This window comes from Cytobacillus purgationiresistens (assembly GCF_030813235.1).
Classification (GTDB): Bacteria; Bacillota; Bacilli; order Bacillales; family Cytobacillaceae; genus Cytobacillus; species Cytobacillus purgationiresistens.
In genome coordinates this window covers 59,101-78,418 of record NZ_JAUSUB010000017.1, presented here as the reverse complement: position 1 = coordinate 78,418, position 19,318 = coordinate 59,101, and the positions used below count along the sequence as shown (strand labels likewise).

The window sequence follows — 19,318 nt, the reverse complement described above, 5'->3', positions numbered from 1 at the left end:
GGTGACGTTCGATGAATAAATCTACTTCATATGAAGTGAAAAGAGGGCAATCGATTTCCTTTCGCCTCCCCTCTGATACACCCGATCATATTTTGAAACAGATGCAGAAATTGAAAGAAATAGAGAGACGAAATTTCTCAAGTAAAATAGCTGAGTTTGTCATGCAAGGCGTGAATCAATCACATTCGAAGGATCGTGAAACGATTACCATTCCCTTGCCGAGGAATTTAAGTAAAGTTCAAAAGGATTGGCTGAAGCATGAGCATTCTGAAGCTTTATTGGGCAGCATCGTTTACAATTTGATTGCAGATCCCATGAGGGCAACCGCACTGCTGGCTTCTTTAAATAGCAGTTCATCCAATATTGATGAGGCTCTCTATCTGCAGGAGGAGCTCCCTTCAGGAGTCGTTGGCAATGATGATGATGCTCAGGAAGATATCGCGGCTAGCCTCGATAGTGATATGGAAGTGAGTTCTGAAGACGACTTGCTTGATTTTGATTGGGAAATGGCAAAGAAGGAAGCCGAGAATAATCAAGAGCAACAAGAGGAAGAAGAAGATCTTGATGACCTATTAGGTGGATTTTTGGCACATATGAATAAGTAAAACAGAGAAGGTTCATTCACAATTGCTGAATGAACCTTTTTTTAATCAAATCCATGGATTATTGCAAGAATATTTACACTTATCAACAATTATCCACAAGGTATTGTGGATAATTAGACATTGTGAAATAGGTATAAATTGAATATTGTTGTTATATCAGTAATTAATGGATGAATTTGTGAAGAATATCCTTGGTTGTTCGTATGTGGATAAGATTGTTGATAACCGCTTATATCCACAGTTGATAACCAAATCTGTGGATAATGCATTTTCGGTAATGAGAATGCAGATAGATCATCATGATTCCTTCCTTTTGTGGACAAAATAGTATCATACAAAATAGAGAGGGGATTTATAATGATTTATGATTGTGTGATTATTGGAGGTGGAATCGCTGGCCTTCAAGCAGCCATTCAATTAGGAAGATATAAACATCGGGTTCTTGTGATTGATGCGAATGATGGGAGATCAACGATATGTAATAGCTATCATAATATATTAGGTTATCCGGATGGAGTGAGTGGTAAAGAGCTGCGAAGGATTGGTAAGCTGCATGCAAAACAATTGAATGTAAGTTTTATGGATAAGAAGATAGTGAGTGCAGAGAAGAGCCAAGAACTCTTTGTTTTAAAAACAGAGGGTGGAGAAGGGTTTGTAGCGAGGAGAGTGCTGCTGGCAACAGGTGTAATGGATCGCCTTCCATCTTTCGAAGAAATTATGCCCTGTTTAGGAATTACAGTGTATGTATGCCCAGATTGTGATGGCTACGAGGTCGAAGGCAAGCGCACGATTGTGATGGGAGCAGGAAATACGGGGGCTCATATGGCATTAACGATTTCCTACTGGGCAAGTGATATCATTTATATAAATGACGAACAAAAACCAGTAGATGAAGTCTTGATTAGTCAGTTAAATGAAAAAAACATTCAATATATGAGTGAGCCGATTGCACAAGTGTTAGCGACGGGAACGAACTTCTATGGGGTGCGTTTGAAAAATGGGGCTGAAATGAAGGCTGAACGCGGCTTTATCGCCTACGGTGGAAACAAAGTAAAATCAGAGCTAGCCAAGCAGCTTGGAGTGGAAAGATTAGAAAATCAGCATATAAATGTGGATGCACGCACAAAAATGACTAATGTACCCCATGTCTGGGCAGCAGGAGACGTTTCAGCTCACTCCGAACAAGTAACAATCGCCATGGGAGAAGGCTCACAAGCAGCCATCTGGATTCATAAATCAATAATAAACACAAACTAAACAAAAACATGTCGAAATTCGTCATATTTTGTAGGTGACAGGCACCTATTTTGACACGTTATTTAGGGGGGTATTTTATGGTTTGGTGGAAGGAGGCCGTGGGGTATCAGGTGTATCCGCGGAGTTTTCAGGATTCGAATGGGGATGGGATTGGGGATTTGCTGGGGATTGTGGGGCGGTTGGATTATTTGCATGACTTAGGGGTGGATGTGATTTGGATTTGTCCGATGTATCGTTCTCCTAATGATGATAATGGTTATGATATATCTGATTATCAAGATATCATGGAGGATTTCGGAACCATGGATGATTTTGATTTGCTTCTGAATGAGATTCATAAACGCGGGATGAGGATGATTATTGATCTCGTGCTTAATCATACAAGTGATGAACATCAATGGTTTATCGAAGCGAAATCAAGCGTCAGTCACCCAAAACGCGATTGGTATATATGGCGGGATGCAAAGGATGGAAAGGAACCGAATAACTGGGAAAGTATATTTGGCGGCTCCGCTTGGAGGTATGAGCGTCAAACGAATCAATATTATCTTCACGTTTTTTCGGAAAAGCAGCCTGACCTAAATTGGGAGAACAAAGAAGTGCGTGAGGCGCTTTACGACACGGTAAACTGGTGGATGGAAAAAGGGATTGATGGATTCAGAATTGATGCGGTCAGCCATATAAAAAAACGGCCAGGGCTGCCGGACATAGAGAACCCACACCAGCTTGATTATGTTTCCTCCTTTGAAATGCACATGAATCAGGATGGAATTCATGATTATTTAAAGGAATTTAAAGACAGAACGTATGGAAACTATGATGTCATGACAGTAGGGGAGGCAAATGGCGTAGGTGTCGATCAAGCTCATCTTTGGGTTGGAAAAGAGGAAGGGAAAATGAATATGGTCTTCCAATTTGAACACCTCGGACTTTGGGATGCAGAGAAAAACCCGTTCTTAAATATTGTCGCTTTGAAAGAAGTTTTAACCCGGTGGCAAAAGGGTCTTGAACATGACGGCTGGAATGCTCTCTTCCTAGAAAATCATGATAAACCACGAATTATATCCACCTGGGGAAATGACAAGGAATATTGGTATGAGAGTGCAACGGCACTTGCTGCAATGTATTTCTTCATGCAAGGTACACCGTTTATCTACCAAGGTCAAGAAATTGGAATGACCAATGTGCATTATTCGTCCATTGATGATTATAACGACATAATAACCAAAAATCTGTATGAAAAGAAACGAGCAGAAGGATTGTCCAACAATGAAATCATGGCTATCATCTGGGCCTCTTCCAGGGACAACAGTCGTACGCCAATGCAATGGTCTGCAACTAAGAATGCGGGCTTTACAACGGGAGAGCCATGGATGAAGGTAAATGAAAACTATACAAGAATTAATGTTGAGACCCAGCTGCAATCCGAAACATCGGTTCTAGCCTTTTATAAAAAAATGATACGTCTAAAAAAAGAACATCCAGTTTTCACTTATGGCCAATATGATTTGCTGCTGGAACACCATCCGCAAATATATGTCTATACAAGGAAAGATGAAAACGATCAAATCATCGTTTTGACCAATCTATCGGGTGATAAGGCGGGCTTTACAGTCGAAAATCTGCAATTGGACGATCAGAATCTCTTATTAAGTAATTATAAAACTGATCCTGTCAACAGAGATTCAAAGCTTACCTTCCAACCGTATGAAGCAAGAGTATACCGTCTAAAGCCTTAAGATGATAAAATAAAGAAAATATTCGATTAGGAGATTCACAATGGCAAAAGGCAAAACTAATGCAATGCGCATTCTTGATGCAAATAAAATCCATTATGAACTTATTACTTACGATGTGAATGATGGCAAAGTGGACGGTGTGTCAGTTGCAGAAAAAATTAATAAAGAGCCGGCAAGCGTATTTAAAACTTTAGTGACCGTTGGAACCAGTAAACAGCACTATGTGTTTATCATCCCGGTACAGGAAGAGCTGGATTTAAAAAAGGCGGCAAAGGCAGCGAATGAGAAAAAGGTAGAAATGATTGCAGTCAAAGATATTCAAAAACTAACCGGCTATATTCGCGGAGGCTGCTCACCTATTGGTATGAAAAAGCTCTTTCCAACCATCATAGATGAAAGGGCAGAGAGGATAGGGACTCTGGTGGTAAGCGGCGGAAAAATCGGCATGCAAGTTGAAATAAGTACGGCAAATTTATTACAAACCACTCGAGGTACATTGGCTGATATCACACAAAGTCACTAACCAGGCTGAGGCAAATTGCTTCAGTCTTTTTTCATACTTAATATGCTTCTATCATCGCTTTATCTTAGAGCATAATACTAAGCAAAGCATATATTAAAAAGAAAAACCAAGAGGAAGGTATGCTTCAAAATGAGCCATTATAATGTCCGTTTGCCTTTAATAGAACAAATGAAACGATTTAGACCTCACAATGAACCTGGGGTTTTAAATTGCAGATTCCCAGCGAATCCTCCGCCGTCCTTCGTTCCAGTGCCAATCGCAGAGCAATCCTCGCATATCATTGCACAAACTGCATATAGAAGTTTAGATTGCAACACATTTATCTGTATGAAAAACGGAGCAAGCTTCTGGTTCTTCCCTAAAGACCACAATGGTCAGACAATCTCAGGCTGGCGCTGGACAAAGTCCAAGTGGATTTATTTTTACACGAATATAAAAAAAGTAAAGTCGATTCAATGCATGTCGAAAAAGCTCAAAGATTAATGGTTGGACCTACTTTCGATATAAATAGTAAAAAGGCCTATCATTTTTGATAGGCCTTTTTACTATTTCCCGGAAAACAATTCATTAAAATAATATATGCGCTGCTAAAACAATAATCGGTAAAGTAATAATTGTTCTTAGTAAGAAAATCATAACTAGATCCCAGAAGGAAACGGGGATTTTAGAGCCGAGCAGCAAGCCGCCGACTTCAGACATATAAATAAGCTGTGATACAGAGAGAGTAGCGATAACAAACCTGGTCATTTCGCTTTCTATCCCAGCTGCCATAACTGATGGGAGGAACATATCTGCAAAGCCAACGAAAATCGTTTCGGAAGCAGCTGCTGCCTCTGGAATTCCCATAAATTCGAGTATAGGAATAAAAGGCATACCCAACCATGTGAAAATCGGTGTATATTCGGCTAAGACTAGTGCCAAGGTTCCGAGAGCCATGACAACAGGTGCAACACCCATCCACATATCAAGAATGTTTTTCATACCGTGCTCGAAGAACTCTTTAATTCCTTTATTGCTTTTAGCCTTTGCAACGGCTTGAGTAAGGCCCCAGCTTACAGCTGAATAACCGTTCGGAATCGTTTCATCAGCTTCTTTCGCTTTTTTATCATTATAGTAAGAATCCGCTTTTCTAGAAAGTGGAGGAATTCTTGGCATAATAAGTGCTGCAACGACTCCAGATACTAAAACGGTAAGATAAAATGGCACAAAAAGGCGTTCTAAACCAACTTGTGAAATGATAACTAAGCTAAATGTGATGGAAACGACAGAGAATGTTGTCCCAATAATCGCTGCTTCTTTTCTTGTATAATATCCTTGTTCGTATTGTTTGCTAGTCAGCAGCACACCGATTGTTCCATCGCCAATCCATGACGTCACAGCGTCAACAGATGAACGGCCTGGCAATTTAAATAACGGGCGCATAACCTTTGTTAGTAAGGAGCCGAAAAACTCCAAAAGTCCGAAATTTACTAGTAATGGCAATAACAACCCTGCAAATAAAAATACCGCAAATAGTACTGGCAGGAGATCAAATAATAGAAGTCCGCCTGTATCGCCTGACCAAATAGCTTCAGGTCCAACTTCAAAATACACAGAAACTGCAAATAGTCCACCCAGCACTCTGACCATCACCCATGCAGGAGTGACATCAAATAAGTTTTTGAAAAAAGGGCTATTCATAATGAAGCTAGGCTTAGCCAACTTTGTCATTAGCGTACCAGCTAAAGTTAATATGATGATGATCATCATCATTAAGGGTAAGTAATCTGCGAGAAGATCCTGTATCCATCCAGACAATATTGCAATCGGTATTGTGACTTCACCATTGAAGCTTAATGGCGTCATAAAGAGAAGTATACCGAGAATGGAAGGAATCAAAAATTTCATTATATCAATTAATTTTAATTTCTTTTTTGTGGGACTTACCAAACCTTTTCACCTTTTCCTTAATATTTATAAGCAAAAACTAATTTTAATGCATAATGGTAAAAAAACCAACTCCTTTCACAAAAATGCCACATTTTTCCTATATTCAAAATAATCATTCATTTCATCTTTTTTACAGTCAAATTATGTTAAAATATGAAAAAGTCAAATAATTTACAATAAAGCAGGTGGACGGATGTTCAATTATCGGGTTTATTGGACCTTTACTAAAAAGTCTTTCCTACGCTCAAGTGTTTATCGGTTTGATGTGTGGTCGAGGCTAGGATCCAATATTATTTTCCTTCTGATGTGGGGCTCGATTTGGACGGCTCTTTATGCAGGTCGTGAGGAAGCTGGAGGAGTAGGCTTTGAGGCAATGCTTACATATATCGTTGTGAGTCAATTTTTGACCGGTGTCAATGGGGCAGGAACTCCATTGTGGGAAATTCAAGAAAAAGTAAGAACGGGAGATATCGCTCTGGAGCTTATGCGTCCTTTCGATATCCCATTAAGATATTTATTTGCAGATATTGGCAGTGTTGCTTTTTATATTGTAACAGCACTTCTGCCCTTATATACAGTACTTTTTATTTTTATGGATTTAGCACTGCCTACAGATTGGCTCACATGGCTTTATTTTGTTGTAGCCTCGATTATCGGCTTTATGATTAGGTATTGTATTGAAATGTCATTTGGACTTTTAACATTTTTTTTAGTTGAAACTGGGGGAATTGAGGATATTTTTTATTTTGCAATGTCCCTTTTATCAGGTTCTGTCATTCCTCTTTGGTTTTTCCCTGATTGGTTAGCAACCATTGCACTTTATTTGCCATTCCAAGGAATCTATTATATCCCGAATGCGATTTTTATCGGGGAAATAGCTGGTGCAGAGATCCTGGTCTCCATCGGAATTCAGCTTTTCTGGGTGGCAGTGACGTATATGACCTTAAGGTTAATCTGGAACCGGGCTTCCCGGAAAGTCGTCGTACAAGGGGGGTAAGGAGTAACCTTGTTGAGATATGTAGAGTTATACTTCAAGCTTGTCGGAGCAGGCATACGTGCACAGCTTCAATATCGTTTCGCATTTGTGATGAGAATCGTTGGCATGATTACTGCTTACTCTGGAACAGCGATTACGATGTGGGTGATGCTTTATCAATTTCAAGAGTTAGGTTCATGGAACTTTTATGAGATGCTGTTTTTATTTGCAATTGCCATTCTTTCATGGGGTTTTTGCATCATCTTGTTTTTCCATTTCCGCAGCTTGGATACATATATATTGAACGGAACCTTCGACCGCTTCTTAGTAAGGCCAATTAATCCATTTTTTCACTTTATGGCGATGAAATTTGATGTGGCTGCTTTCGGACAATTTATATTTAGTATTTTTATTTTTATATGGGTAAGCATTGAGCTAGGTATTGATTGGTCATTTGGTAAATTCTTATTCCTGCTGGCATCGATAGTAGGCGGAGTGCTTATACAGGGAGGGCTGCTCGTCATTATTTCGGCCCTTGCTTTTTGGACGACAAAATCTGAACAATTTTATTGGGTCGTTATGTATCCAGCACGCAATTTAACAAACTATCCGCTTGTGATTTATCCAAAGTTTGTCCAATGGTTCACTGCGTTTGTGATTCCATTTGGTTTCGTCAACTATTTTCCTGCCGCTGTTATTTTAGGAAAAGAAACACCGTTTTTCCCAGAGAATATCGGCTATCTTGCACCGATCGTCGGTATAGTGTTCTTCGTGATTGCCTATTATATTTGGATGCTGGGGTTGAGCCGTTATAAGAGCACGGGATCGTAAATGAGGGGGTTAGCATGGTGCCTATTATTGAAGTCGAGCATTTGATGAAGGACTTTAAAATTGCGAAGCGGGAAACAGGCTTTGCTGGAGCGATCAGAAGTCTGGTAAAACGTGAATTTATCACGAAGGAAGCAGTGAAGGATATTAGTTTTACAATTGAAGAAGGGGAAATGGTCGGCTATATTGGGCCGAATGGTGCCGGGAAATCGACTACGATTAAGATGCTCACAGGGATTCTGGTTCCGAGTGGTGGGAGTGTACGCGTTAACGGCATCATACCCTATGAGAACCGTCAAAAAAATGCAAAGAATATCGGAGTCGTATTCGGGCAAAGAACACAGCTTTGGTGGGATCTGCCTACAATTGAATCATTTGAGTTATTGAAAGAAATCTACCAGGTTTCCAATGAAAGATATGAGGAAAATATGGCTACCTTCACTGATATTCTCGGTCTGGATGAATTCTTAGATACACCGGTTCGTCAGCTCTCCCTTGGCCAAAGAATGAGGGCTGATATCGCTGCATCCCTCCTTCATGATCCGCCTATTCTATTCCTTGATGAACCAACGATTGGCCTTGATGTCGTAGCAAAGGAAAAAATGCGTACATTTATTAAAGAAATCAACAAAGAACGGAATATCACGGTGATATTAACAACCCATGATATGGAGGATATTGAGAAGCTTTGCAAACGGATGGTTTTAATAGATCATGGTCAGAAGGTCTACGATGGGGAAATCTCAGTCGTTAAAGATCGCTTCGGAAAAATTCGTACTTTAGTTGTTGATTTGGAGGAATCAGATTGCATCCTCCAACTTTCAGGTGGAAAGGTTTTTAAGGAAGAGGGTAATCGTTACTGGATTCATTTTAACCGTGATGAAGTATCCGCCTCAGAGCTAATTGCGCAAATAACAAGCACACATAACATCAAAGATTTAACCGTAGAAGAGCCTGAGATTGAGTCGATCATTAGCCGAATCTATCAAGAGGGTTTTCAGGACCTGCCTAATCCTGTGAAGGTGTGACAGGAATAAGCACTTGTGGAAAATAATAAAACAACTTTACTTTATTAAAGAATGACTGCAGGATTCACTGTAGGAAATAAGGAATATTAATGATCATATGGATATGATTGAATATACTAGTATTGAGGTGATGAACATGTGGCTTTTCCTTGTTTTTTGTGCAGGGTTGTTGGGGTTGGGCTTTTTTATAGATTGGGTCGCTAAGAGAAAAGGGCTTGATAACTACAATTCGGAAGAGAATGTGAAGCATGTGTCAGAATCAGAGAGAATCTATACCGAGACATATATGGATCATGTGAGGAATGAGCAGCATCATGGTCCATTGTAAAAGGCATGTCGCAGATTGCTGCGGTCATGCCTTTTACAATGGATGTAATCTTATGAGATTGGGAAACTTTCTTTTTTAAATTGTTGGCTGGCAAGCTTTGCATATAACGAATGCGAATGAAACAGCTCATCATGTGTTCCAGTTCCGGTTATTTCTCCACCTTCAATCACGGCAATTTGATCGGCATCTACGATGGTGGAAAGTCGATGTGCAATGACCAAGGTTGTTCTGCCACGCATAATATTTTGCAAGGCTATTTGAACGAGATGTTCTGAAGAACTGTCCAAATTTGAAGTAGCTTCATCCAATAAGAGTATTTTTGGGTCGCGTATGACGGCTCTTGCAATCGCAATTCTTTGCCGTTGTCCGCCAGATAGCCTCATTCCTCTTTCTCCAACCTCTGTTTCATAACCATTGGGGAGTTTGTTGATGAACTCATCTGCATGAGAGAGTGCAGCAGCTGTTTTGATTTCCTGATCCGATACGTCGCGTTCGATTCCATATTTGATATTGTCTCTAATTGATCCTGTCATTAAAGGACTTTCTTGAGAGACATAGCCAATTTGATCTCTCCATGAATGAAGGTTGAAGTCATCAATAGCCGTGTCCCCTAGAAGGATTTTACCTGAAGAAGGCTGGTAAAATCGCTCTAATAGGGAAAATAAAGTGGTTTTACCGCTTCCGCTTGGGCCAACAAAGGCAGTCGTTTTTCCTGCTGGAATTCTGAGATTGATATTGTTAATAATGGTTTGCTCTTTATAACCAAATGAAAGGTTATGGAGCAGTAGATCTTGTGTAGGGTTCTCTACTTTCTTTGTGTTTGCAGAGGTTTCCTTTTCAAGGTTCAAGATACTTTGAATCCTTTCGGTTGCTCCAATTGCCTTCTGGAACGCTGTGAAGAAAGCGGCCATTTGTGTAAAGGGAACAACAATTTGAAACATGTAAATAATAATCGCTACAAGGGAGCCTGCAGATAATGCACCTGACGCGACCTGAACACCTCCGTAGCCAATAAGAATGACAAGGACGAGCATCATAATAAAAGTCATAAATGGAGATACAACTGCTTGAATTTTAGCCTCTTTCAGTCCAAAGTTAAAAAGGTGCTGAATCCCCTTTCCTCCACGGGCCTTTTCTGTTTCTTCTGCATGATATGACTTTACTAATCTAATATCTGAAAGCACCCTCCCGAGGTTGCCGGAGAAGTCTGCCATTTCATCCTGAGTGGAGAGGGAAACCTTGTAAATCTTTTGGCCAAGCGGCAAAATAACAAGAATGGCAAGAGGTACTGCAATAATCATAATCAGCGTCATTTTCCAATCAATCAAAAGTAAGATAATAATAGAACCAATAATCGATATTAGGCCAGTTAGAAAGGTAATCATATGTTGTGTAATCAAGCTTTTTACAATATTAGTATCTTGTGTGATTCTGCTCATCGTTTCTCCGGACTGATGCTGATCAAAAAAAGGAATAGGCAGAAACATCACATGATCCCATAGCTTTCTTCTTAAGGAGGCCACGATTGCTTCACCAATATAAGTCATAAAGTAAAAGGAAAACCCGGAAGAAACCGTCTGTACAACAAATGCAGCAGCAAGCAATATAATCAGGGATGTCTCAAGCGCGGAAACAGCCAGCTGATCAACGAGTGATTTAGTAAAGAGCGGTACAATCAGGCCTGCCCCTGTTTCGACCAGGCTCAGAAGAATGGCTAATATAAATATCCATTTTGGTGGATTCGAGTCTTTTAGCAGGTTCCAAAAGCTCTTCCAATTAGGAGGGGGCACCCTCATTTCCGTTTGCTTGTTCTTCATCTGGAATCAGACCTTTCCCTTTAAAATATATTTCCATCGCTTTACCTAACCATTTTTCTTCTTCTGAAGTGAAAGGAGAAGGGAAAATAGCTGGTTCACTTTCAAGGTAATTCTCTAATTCATCCTGTTTTTCCAATAGCTTTTTGAAAAGGGTGGTGCTGTCGGGGTATAGTTCATTAATGATTCCCCAGAGTTCATCTATGAGAGATTGGACATGAGGGCTTGAAGGTTCTTGTTTATAAGTTTGCTTCAAATTCGAGAAAAGTGTGGCTGTTTTTTTGCTCATACTCAGCTGTTTGTCTTCAGGAATATTGAATAAATCTTCCACTATATCTTCAGAAACTAGCTCCTTCAACCATTCCTTTTGTTCATTCTCCATCTGAATTGAATGAATCAGTGAGATGAAAATGGATGAATCTACTTTTTCTTTGTCTTCTATAATCTGAAGAGCATGATCCAACGTGCGAATGACGCGCTCAATATGTTCTTTTTTCCTGTTCATTTCCTGTTTTTGAAATAGAATCGATTCTTTTAAATCCCAATCACTCAAATGGATAAACTCACGAATATCCTCTAATGAGTAGCCTAGGTATTTCAATGATACAATCTTTTGGAGTCTGATGATTTCATCATCAGAGTAATACCTTCGCCCGGCAGAAGTAATGAAGGCGGGTTTTAATACGTCTATTTCATCGTAGTAATGAAGTGTTCTTATGGTGGTTTTAGTTTTCTTGGAAAACTCACCTATTGAATATTGTCCAATCATATGTGAATGACCTCCTCAATCTCTTTCTAGATTTATCATAAGTCCTAACGTAGCGTTAGATACAAGAGAAAAAATAAATCTTTTTAAAAAAAGGCTCTGTTAAACGTCATTGTTGATTTTCTTGCTTAACTTACGGGCAGTTTAACGAAAGAAGCAAAGATAGAGTTTAGTATTAATTGTATAATGAGAGTAGATAATCGGGGGAGGTGAAAAATGATTAACAAACAGAAAAATTCCGATACTGCAATCATTGTAATTCATGAAATCTATGGAATTAACCAGCATATGAAGGATATTTGTCAATCATTATCGGCATATGATTTTGATGTCATTTGCCCGAATTTATTAGAACAAAAAGCACCTTTTGATTATTCTCAAGAGGAAATTGCTTATCGTAATTTTATGGGGAATATAGGTTTTATTAATGCTTTACATAAAATTAGAGATTTGATATCAGATATTAAAAATGAATATCAAAAGGTATTTGTTGTCGGGTTTAGTGTAGGAGCAACGGTTGCTTGGTTGTGTAGTGAGGAAAAATGTGTTGATGGAATCGTTGGATACTATGGTTCACGCATTAGGGATTATGTAAAAATATCACCTCAGTGTCCTGCACTGCTGTTCTTTCCGCAAGAAGAAAAATCATTTAATATTGACCAGTTAATTTCAACTTTAGATAAAAAGAATGTCGAGATACATAAATGTAGAGGACAACATGGATTTACTGACTCGTACTCCTCTAAGCATAATAGAGAATCAGCAGATAAAACATTTAACGAGATGGTAAACTTTTTTCTGAAACATTAATTAATCTAATTCAATTATTCAGCTAACGGGAATCGTTAGTTCAATCAACGAGTGGTTTTTCTTTTGGTTAAAAATCAACAACAAACGATAACAGAGCCAAAAAAAAATAAAAAGGCATGCTGCATGCGAATGCGGTCACACCTTTCTTTGTCCTATAAAAACAAAAATCCGAGTGAGATAATTACACCGCTGACAAAGAGTGTCAGCACGCAGAACCCCATAATGTCCTTTGCCTTCAGACCAGCAATGGCAAGCGCCGGCAAGGCCCAGAATGGCTGAATTAAGTTCGTCCAAGCATCTCCCCAGGCAACTGCCATGGCAGCTTTTGGAATGGATACGTCAAGCGCGATTGCTGCATCCAGGATGACTGGAGCTTGAACTGCCCATTGTCCACCTCCAGAAGGAATGAACACGTTTATTAATCCTGCACTAAGGAAGGTAAGTAATGCAAAGGTCTGTTCGTTGGCAACCGATATGAAAGCGCTAGAGATGACGGCTGCTAGGCCAGAAGCAGTCATCATGCCGATAATCCCTGCATAAAAAGGGAATTGAATGATGATCCCGCTTGCTCCTTTTACTGCATTGCCAATGGCGTTGAGAAAATTTTTAGGGGTGCCATGGAACAGAATCCCTAAAAATAAGAATAGGAAGTTGACGATATCCAAGTTTAATTGAAAGCCGTTGTTAGCGAAATAGTAGAATAGAAAAACTAACCCGAATATTCCTATCAATAAAGAGATGATTCTGCTATTTTCTAAACGTTCAGCCGGTGTCATCGCTTCTTGTTCTAGCGCTGCTGCTGACATATCCTCTTTTAACAAGGCAGGATCGATTGTAACAGTCTCTTTTTTTGATGGAAGCATTAAACGGTTAACGATTGGAAGAGCCAAAAATAAAGCAATGATAATAATGAGGTTAAACCCAGCAAAGATCGTTTCACTTGTTGGTATGATTCCAATCAAATCTTCCGAAAAGTGCCCTGGAGTGGCAATTGTTAAAGGGGTTGATCCTGAGATTCCCCCATGCCAGATGACAAATCCAGAGTAAGCGCTTGCAATTAATAGCCGATAATCAACATTTCGAACTTGCCTGGCTAATTCTTTAGCAAATAAAGCCCCAATAACAAGTCCAAATCCCCAGTTTATCCAACTCGCTAGGAGTGAAATAACGGTGACGATAACGACTGCCTGCCCAGGTGTTTTGGCCTTTGAGGCAAGCGCAGCAAGACCCTTTTTAAAGATATAACTACTGGCTAAAACATGTCCTGTGACAAGCACAAGCACCATCTGCATGGTGAAAACAAGCAATCCCCAGAATCCCTCTCCCCAATATTGGACCATTTGATAGGGACCGCTATCTGTGAAGAAAACACCTAATCCGAATACGACAAATGTTAAAATAATGACTAATAGAAAAGGATCAGGCAGGTAACGCTGCATTAGGCGATTAAAGAATGATACAATTATTTTCATAGATTTTCCCCTCCCATTTTACATAATATCACAATATTGTTATTTTAATTAATATTCAGTCTATTTTTACCGAGAGAAGGAGATACTTATGCATAATGAAATCATGCGATTATTTGCGCCCCACCGCAACTCAGAAAATGCGTCATCTATGGAAAGGTATATGAAGAATCAGTTTCCCTTTTTAGGAATAAAAACGCCAAAACGAAGGGAGCTTGTTAAACAGTTTTTTAAGGAATCTGAGATTCTGACTAAAGAATTTCAGCCTGACTTAATCAGACGTTTATGGGCACTGCAAGAAAGGGAATATCAATATACAGCGCTTGATTATTTGAATGCTTTCATGAAAAAACTCGATGCTGAACATATGCCTTTTTTAGAGGAACTGATTAGAGCAAAACCTTGGTGGGATACCGTTGATTCAATTGCGCCCAATCCGCTTGCTGCTATTGCCGCAAGTTATCCTGAAGTAAGAGAGCAAACGATAGATGGTTGGGCAAAAGGAGACCATCTATGGCTGCGCCGATCAGCGATTCTATTTCAGTTGAAATATAAAGAGAAAACGGATGACGCACTTCTCTATCATTATATTTCATATAATCAGGGTGATAAGGAATTTTTCATCCAAAAAGCCATAGGTTGGGCATTAAGAGAGTATTCGAAAACGAATAAGGAGTCAGTTAAGCAGTTTATTGAGTCAAGTGACCTTTCTCGATTAAGTGTGAGAGAAGGGAGTAAATACATATAATACGAGGAGTGGATAGAGTGAAGAAAATCATGATAGCTTTGTTAGGGTCGTTGCTTATTATAGCTGGTTGTTCGGAAAATAATGGGGCTAAAGAGCCAAATGAGGATGCGGTAGAGGAGACTGATAGGGAAACAGGTGGCCTTCCTGCTGCTGAGCCGGAAGTAATCGCAGAAGAGTTAAATACTCCGTGGTCAATTGACAGATTAGGAGAAACTTTTTATTTATCTGAAAGGCCAGGGAAGATTGTCATCATTGAGAATGGAGAAAAAGAGAGGCAGGAAGTCGAGTTAGAAAAGGAATTGTCCACAGTTGCGGAAGCAGGACTGTTAGGATTTGTGCTTTCCCCGGACTATGAAAACTCTAAAGAGGCTTATGCCTATTACACATTTGAAGAAGACGGCAATCAATATAATCGTGTCGTCGTTTTACAGCAGGATAATAGCGTGTGGCGCGAGGACCGCGTACTGTTAGATGACATTCCAAGCGGTGAATATCATCATGGCGGCAGACTTAAAATCGGCCCAGATGAAAAGCTTTATATTACGACGGGAGATGCAACAGACCCAGACCTGGCACAGGACCTTGATTCATTAGCAGGAAAAGTGTTGAGAATGAACTTAGATGGCTCTATTCCAGAGGATAACCCTTACGAAGAATCATACGTGTATAGTTATGGACATAGAAACCCTCAAGGCCTTGCTTGGTCAGAAGACGGTAAAATGTATGAAAGTGAACATGGCCCGACAGCTAACGATGAGATCAACATAATCGAGGTAGGTAAGAACTATGGCTGGCCTGAAATCACCGGTGAGGAAGAAAAGGAAGGCATGGAGTCACCATTGTTTACCTCAGGTGATAAATCGACATGGGCTCCATCCGGAATTGCTTATACAGATGAAAAAATTTATGCGGCCGCTTTAAGAGGCACTGCCGTCCTGGAATTTGATTTGCAAACAGGGGAAAAGAGGGAAGTGGTCACCGAGTTAGGCAGAATTCGCGATCTATACATTGAGGATGGGGTGCTTTACTTTATCAGCAATAATACCGATGGTCGCGGCAACCCACTCGATAATGATGACCACCTTTATCAAATTGATTTAAATGAAATGTAATTAAAAAAGAAGACGGTCTCATTTCAAGGTGAGTCGTCTTCTTTTTTAGCTAAAGGGGATAGTCCATGAAGGAGAAATTGGATAGTTATTTCAATTTCTTCGTCATCATTCCAATCAGCATCAGGAAAGAATAAATATCTTGTGAAAAAGTAACCCATTATCGTCGTTATATTGAATCTAATCACGCTTGCTGGCGGGATATTGATAATTTGCTCCTTTTCTTGAAAGTAAACCACTAAGCTTTCGAAGCGTGTATATACCTTTTTGGCGATATGCTCCATGAACTGTTCCTTTAGTTCTGGATGAAAAGGGATTTCTTGAATCAAAATTTTAAATAACGGTAAATTATGCTTCAAAAACACATATCGATTAGCAATCATTGCTCTGAGAAATCCCTCATAGCTATCATATTTAGTATCCAGTATTTTGTATAAGTCTTTTATGACAAAAGGAGCAATGGATTTGGCAAGCATGGGTGCGATAATGCTGAGCAGTAAATCTTTTTTTGTTTTATAATGCCGGAAGATTGTTCCTTCAGCTACACCGGCCTTTTTAGCAATTTCACTGGTTGATGTTCCTGAATAGCCTTTTTCTGAGAATGAATCGATAGCTGCTTCAATAATCTTCTTTTGCTTATCTGTCAGTTTTTCATCTTCGAATAAATGATCAATAATAGAGTCTGATTCTTGCATAACGAACCCCTTTTTCAAAACTTACTTACAATAATGGTAAAAATGAACGGATGAGTTATATTTTTCGGTATTTTTTTAAAGCTAGGATGTTCAATAAAATGAAAAGAAGTGAAAATCCTGCTAATATGAAAATATCTTTAGAAATCATACTCCAGCCCATTCCGCTTACCATGACACTTTTTAGCGCATCTGCGGCATAGTACAACGGTGTAAGCGGGCCGATCCAGCTAAGCCAGTCTGGGATGGTTTCTAGGTTGAAAAGACCGGAAAAGAAGATTTGCGGAACAATGATGATCGGAATAAATTGCATCATTTGCAATTCATTATTGGCAAACGACGATAGCAATATTCCTAGAGTTAATGCTGTTAATGCAGTGAATAAAGCGATCAGCATAACATAGCCAAATGCGCCTTCCATATACATCCCAAGTACATAAATGGTATAAATGGCAATAATGAATGTTTGAATGATTGTAAAGATGCCGAATCCAATTACGTAACCAAATACGATTTCCGATTTCTTTATAGGAGTGCTAAGCAGTCTTTCCAGCGTGCCTGTTGTCCGTTCCCGCAGGAATGAAACGCCGGCGATTAGGAAGACGAAGAAAAAAACAAAGAATCCAAGCAGAAGAGGACCGATATAATCAAACTGTCCGAGCTCACTTCCCCCGTGTAAAAAGTGAATCTTGATATCATTGTTTGTTTGTTCGTTACCACCCATAGATTGAAAAGCATCTTGCATTCGTTTCATCACAGTGCTGTTGACAGTCGGGTCACTTCCTTCTAAAAAGAGGGAAAGATGATTGTTGGCGATAAAAAGGTAGGCATCGATTGATTGATCGGATAAGTCAGCTTTGGCTGTGTTCAAGTTTTTGTAATGCTGTATATGTGTATTTTTGATATTTAGTTGATTTTCCATTGTTTCCGGGATGCTAACAAAGCCTATTTTTGGCTCATAATCGTTGCCGTTAAAAACAAAATGAAGTAATGTGAGCACAAGAATCGGCGCAAAAATAAGCAGGGCCATCGTTCGTTTATCTCTGATAATTTGTCGTAATATTCGTAAGGAGAGAGCTGAGATTCTCAATTTAAGCACCTCCATATACAAGGAAGGCTTCTTCTAGCGACTCGGTCCTTGTTTCTTCTATTAGATCAGATGGTGTACCAATGGCAGTCAGCCTGCCATCACGCAACAGACCGAGGCGATCGCATTTTTCGGCCTCATCCATAACATGTGTTGTCACGATAATCGTCGTCCCGCTGTCTCTAAGCTGCTCAAAAGTTTTCCAGATGCTTTTTCTTAATACCGGGTCAATCCCGACAGTTGGTTCATCCAGAATAAGCAGCTGAGGCTTGTGCAATAGGGAGATGGCAAGTGAAAGGCGGCGTTTCATACCGCCAGAATAGCTTGATACAAGCTTATTTTCGTGATCCGCTAGATTTACAATTGCTAGGACATCCTTGATTCTGATCTGCCTCTGTTTTCGCTTTAGCCCATAAATGGCAGCAAAGAATTCGAGGTTTTCCTTTGCAGTTAATTCCCCGTATAAAGCATCCGATTGCCCCATATATCCAATTTGCTCCATGGTCTTTAAACTGGGCATTGGCTTCTGGAATATCCGATTTTCCCCTTCACTAGGCAACTCAAGCCCAGCCAGCTGCTTTACTAAAGTCGTCTTTCCAGCTCCAGAAGGACCCAGAAGACCAAAAATCTCCCCTCTCTCTATTTCAAAGTGAATATCCTTTAGCACATCATGTTTTCCATAACGCTTTGAAACATGGTCAACAGACAATATAATCCGATCTACACTCAACAATTCACCCCCGACCTCTCTAAAAGTGAGTAATCACTCACTAATGTATGCACATCCATCATAAACAATTACCTAAAAATTGTAAAAAGTCTCACATGTCGAAATTTGTCAAACTATGGAGGTGACAGGCACCCACTTTTGTGGTAAGTATTATTTAAGGATTTAAATTGGATGGGGTGTGTGGTGTATGGCGGATTTTCGTTCGAGTGTGATGATTAATAAGCCTTTGGATGAGGTTTTTGAGTATATGTTGAATGTGGATAATATTCATGAGATTATGCCGATTGTTGCGAAGCGGGAGCAGGAGACTGAGGGGCAGATTGGTAAAGGGACGAGGTTCCTGGAAACGCGCAGCATACGCGGGAAGAATATTACTTCAACAATTGAAGTACTTGCTTTTGAGCAGAATCGAACCTTTACTACGAAGTCGGATTCCAGTGGATTAATCGTCGAGTATAAGTATGACTTTCATGAAATTGAAGAGGGGACTCAAGTCGAACTGGAAGCAAACCTGCAAACGACGGGCTTAAGAATGAAATTAACCAAGCCACTACTTGTAAAAATGATCAAGCGTGAAGACGGGAATCAACTTACAAATTTGAAAGATATGCTCGAAGGGAATAATCCTCTTGCCTCAGCAGAATCAGAGCTTGAAAAAACACAAGTAGAAGAACAGCGAGGACAAACCGAACAGCACGAGAAAAAAGAATAATACAGTATAAAAAAGGATCCTGCAACCAACCTGGTACAGGGTCCTTTTTAGGCTGAATCGCCTTGCGCAGCAAGCTCTGCATAAATGACATCAGAAATCAAAAATCAAAATCAAAGAACGTTTTAATCCATCGCATGCTGGCTCACAGAAAGTATTCATTTGCGTGGC

20 protein-coding genes are annotated in these 19,318 nt (G+C 39.7%); 13 read left to right on the top strand and 7 right to left on the bottom strand.

What is annotated here, in order from left to right:
• Window positions 1-11 precede the first annotated feature (11 nt).
• The 5 genes from J2S17_RS17970 to J2S17_RS17950 all read left to right on the top strand — a co-directional run bounded on the left by J2S17_RS17970 (window position 12) and on the right by J2S17_RS17950 (window position 4,607).
• On the top strand, window positions 12-605 hold the full coding sequence (locus J2S17_RS17970; protein ID WP_307477151.1) for a hypothetical protein: 594 nt from the start codon (window positions 12-14) through the stop codon (window positions 603-605).
• 357 nt (window positions 606-962) lie between these two features.
• Window positions 963-1,862: an NAD(P)/FAD-dependent oxidoreductase gene (locus J2S17_RS17965; protein ID WP_307477150.1), complete on the top strand. Its 900-nt coding sequence runs from the start codon at window positions 963-965 to the stop codon at window positions 1,860-1,862.
• Between the two features lie 77 nt (window positions 1,863-1,939).
• Window positions 1,940-3,601: a glycoside hydrolase family 13 protein gene (locus tag J2S17_RS17960; RefSeq protein ID WP_307477149.1), complete on the top strand. Its 1,662-nt coding sequence runs from the start codon at window positions 1,940-1,942 to the stop codon at window positions 3,599-3,601.
• 40 nt (window positions 3,602-3,641) lie between these two features.
• Window positions 3,642-4,124: a Cys-tRNA(Pro) deacylase gene (gene ybaK, locus J2S17_RS17955; protein WP_307477148.1), complete on the top strand. Its 483-nt coding sequence runs from the start codon at window positions 3,642-3,644 to the stop codon at window positions 4,122-4,124.
• Between the two features lie 129 nt (window positions 4,125-4,253).
• Window positions 4,254-4,607 carry a hypothetical protein gene (locus J2S17_RS17950; protein WP_307477147.1) on the top strand — a complete coding sequence of 118 codons (354 nt, stop codon included), beginning with the start codon at window positions 4,254-4,256 and terminating at the stop codon, window positions 4,605-4,607.
• Between the two features lie 84 nt (window positions 4,608-4,691).
• Here the strand turns inward: J2S17_RS17950 and J2S17_RS17945 are convergent, their stop codons facing one another.
• A complete protein-coding gene (locus tag J2S17_RS17945) occupies window positions 4,692-6,011 on the bottom strand; it encodes a YjiH family protein (RefSeq protein WP_307477196.1) in 1,320 nt (439 codons plus the stop codon).
• Between the two features lie 235 nt (window positions 6,012-6,246).
• On the opposite strand from J2S17_RS17945, the gene J2S17_RS17940 reads away from it, so the two are divergent.
• From J2S17_RS17940 to J2S17_RS17925, 4 genes are all read left to right on the top strand, one after another.
• Window positions 6,247-7,050: an ABC transporter permease gene (locus J2S17_RS17940; protein ID WP_307477146.1), complete on the top strand. Its 804-nt coding sequence runs from the start codon at window positions 6,247-6,249 to the stop codon at window positions 7,048-7,050.
• A 12-nt stretch (window positions 7,051-7,062) separates the two neighbouring features.
• A complete protein-coding gene (locus tag J2S17_RS17935) occupies window positions 7,063-7,860 on the top strand; it encodes an ABC transporter permease (protein ID WP_307477145.1) in 798 nt (265 codons plus the stop codon).
• A 17-nt stretch (window positions 7,861-7,877) separates the two neighbouring features.
• On the top strand, window positions 7,878-8,885 hold the full coding sequence (locus tag J2S17_RS17930; RefSeq protein WP_307477144.1) for an ABC transporter ATP-binding protein: 1,008 nt from the start codon (window positions 7,878-7,880) through the stop codon (window positions 8,883-8,885).
• A 103-nt stretch (window positions 8,886-8,988) separates the two neighbouring features.
• On the top strand, window positions 8,989-9,213 hold the full coding sequence (locus J2S17_RS17925; protein ID WP_307477143.1) for a hypothetical protein: 225 nt from the start codon (window positions 8,989-8,991) through the stop codon (window positions 9,211-9,213).
• A 50-nt stretch (window positions 9,214-9,263) separates the two neighbouring features.
• Here J2S17_RS17925 and J2S17_RS17920 read toward each other — a convergent pair whose 3' ends face one another.
• Window positions 9,264-11,030: an ABC transporter ATP-binding protein gene (locus J2S17_RS17920; RefSeq protein ID WP_307477142.1), complete on the bottom strand. Its 1,767-nt coding sequence runs from the start codon at window positions 11,028-11,030 to the stop codon at window positions 9,264-9,266.
• Window positions 10,990-11,796, bottom strand: coding sequence for a MerR family transcriptional regulator (locus J2S17_RS17915; protein WP_307477141.1), 807 nt, complete (start codon window positions 11,794-11,796; stop codon window positions 10,990-10,992). The genes J2S17_RS17920 and J2S17_RS17915 overlap by 41 nt, the downstream gene beginning before the upstream one ends.
• A gap of 213 nt (window positions 11,797-12,009) precedes the next feature.
• On the opposite strand from J2S17_RS17915, the gene J2S17_RS17910 reads away from it, so the two are divergent.
• On the top strand, window positions 12,010-12,603 hold the full coding sequence (locus J2S17_RS17910; RefSeq protein ID WP_307477140.1) for a dienelactone hydrolase family protein: 594 nt from the start codon (window positions 12,010-12,012) through the stop codon (window positions 12,601-12,603).
• A 152-nt stretch (window positions 12,604-12,755) separates the two neighbouring features.
• Here J2S17_RS17910 and J2S17_RS17905 read toward each other — a convergent pair whose 3' ends face one another.
• Window positions 12,756-14,075: a short-chain fatty acid transporter gene (locus J2S17_RS17905; protein WP_307477139.1), complete on the bottom strand. Its 1,320-nt coding sequence runs from the start codon at window positions 14,073-14,075 to the stop codon at window positions 12,756-12,758.
• An 88-nt stretch (window positions 14,076-14,163) separates the two neighbouring features.
• On the opposite strand from J2S17_RS17905, the gene J2S17_RS17900 reads away from it, so the two are divergent.
• Window positions 14,164-14,820: a DNA alkylation repair protein gene (locus J2S17_RS17900; protein WP_307477138.1), complete on the top strand. Its 657-nt coding sequence runs from the start codon at window positions 14,164-14,166 to the stop codon at window positions 14,818-14,820.
• Between the two features lie 17 nt (window positions 14,821-14,837).
• On the top strand, window positions 14,838-15,932 hold the full coding sequence (locus J2S17_RS17895; protein ID WP_307477137.1) for a PQQ-dependent sugar dehydrogenase: 1,095 nt from the start codon (window positions 14,838-14,840) through the stop codon (window positions 15,930-15,932).
• A gap of 23 nt (window positions 15,933-15,955) precedes the next feature.
• Here the strand turns inward: J2S17_RS17895 and J2S17_RS17890 are convergent, their stop codons facing one another.
• Genes J2S17_RS17890 through ccmA form a run of 3 tightly spaced genes read right to left on the bottom strand, consistent with a single transcriptional unit; the run spans window position 15,956 to window position 18,438 of the window.
• Complete coding sequence (locus J2S17_RS17890) at window positions 15,956-16,624, bottom strand: TetR/AcrR family transcriptional regulator (RefSeq protein WP_307477136.1); 669 nt, start codon at window positions 16,622-16,624, stop codon at window positions 15,956-15,958.
• A 55-nt stretch (window positions 16,625-16,679) separates the two neighbouring features.
• A complete protein-coding gene (locus tag J2S17_RS17885) occupies window positions 16,680-17,711 on the bottom strand; it encodes an ABC transporter permease (RefSeq protein ID WP_307477135.1) in 1,032 nt (343 codons plus the stop codon).
• A 1-nt stretch (window position 17,712) separates the two neighbouring features.
• Window positions 17,713-18,438: a heme ABC exporter ATP-binding protein CcmA gene (ccmA, locus tag J2S17_RS17880; RefSeq protein ID WP_307477134.1), complete on the bottom strand. Its 726-nt coding sequence runs from the start codon at window positions 18,436-18,438 to the stop codon at window positions 17,713-17,715.
• A 187-nt stretch (window positions 18,439-18,625) separates the two neighbouring features.
• Here ccmA and J2S17_RS17875 point away from each other — a divergent pair, with 187 nt between their 5' ends.
• Window positions 18,626-19,150, top strand: a complete 525-nt coding sequence (locus J2S17_RS17875; RefSeq protein ID WP_307477133.1) for an SRPBCC family protein — start codon at window positions 18,626-18,628, stop codon at window positions 19,148-19,150.
• Window positions 19,151-19,318 lie beyond the last annotated feature (168 nt).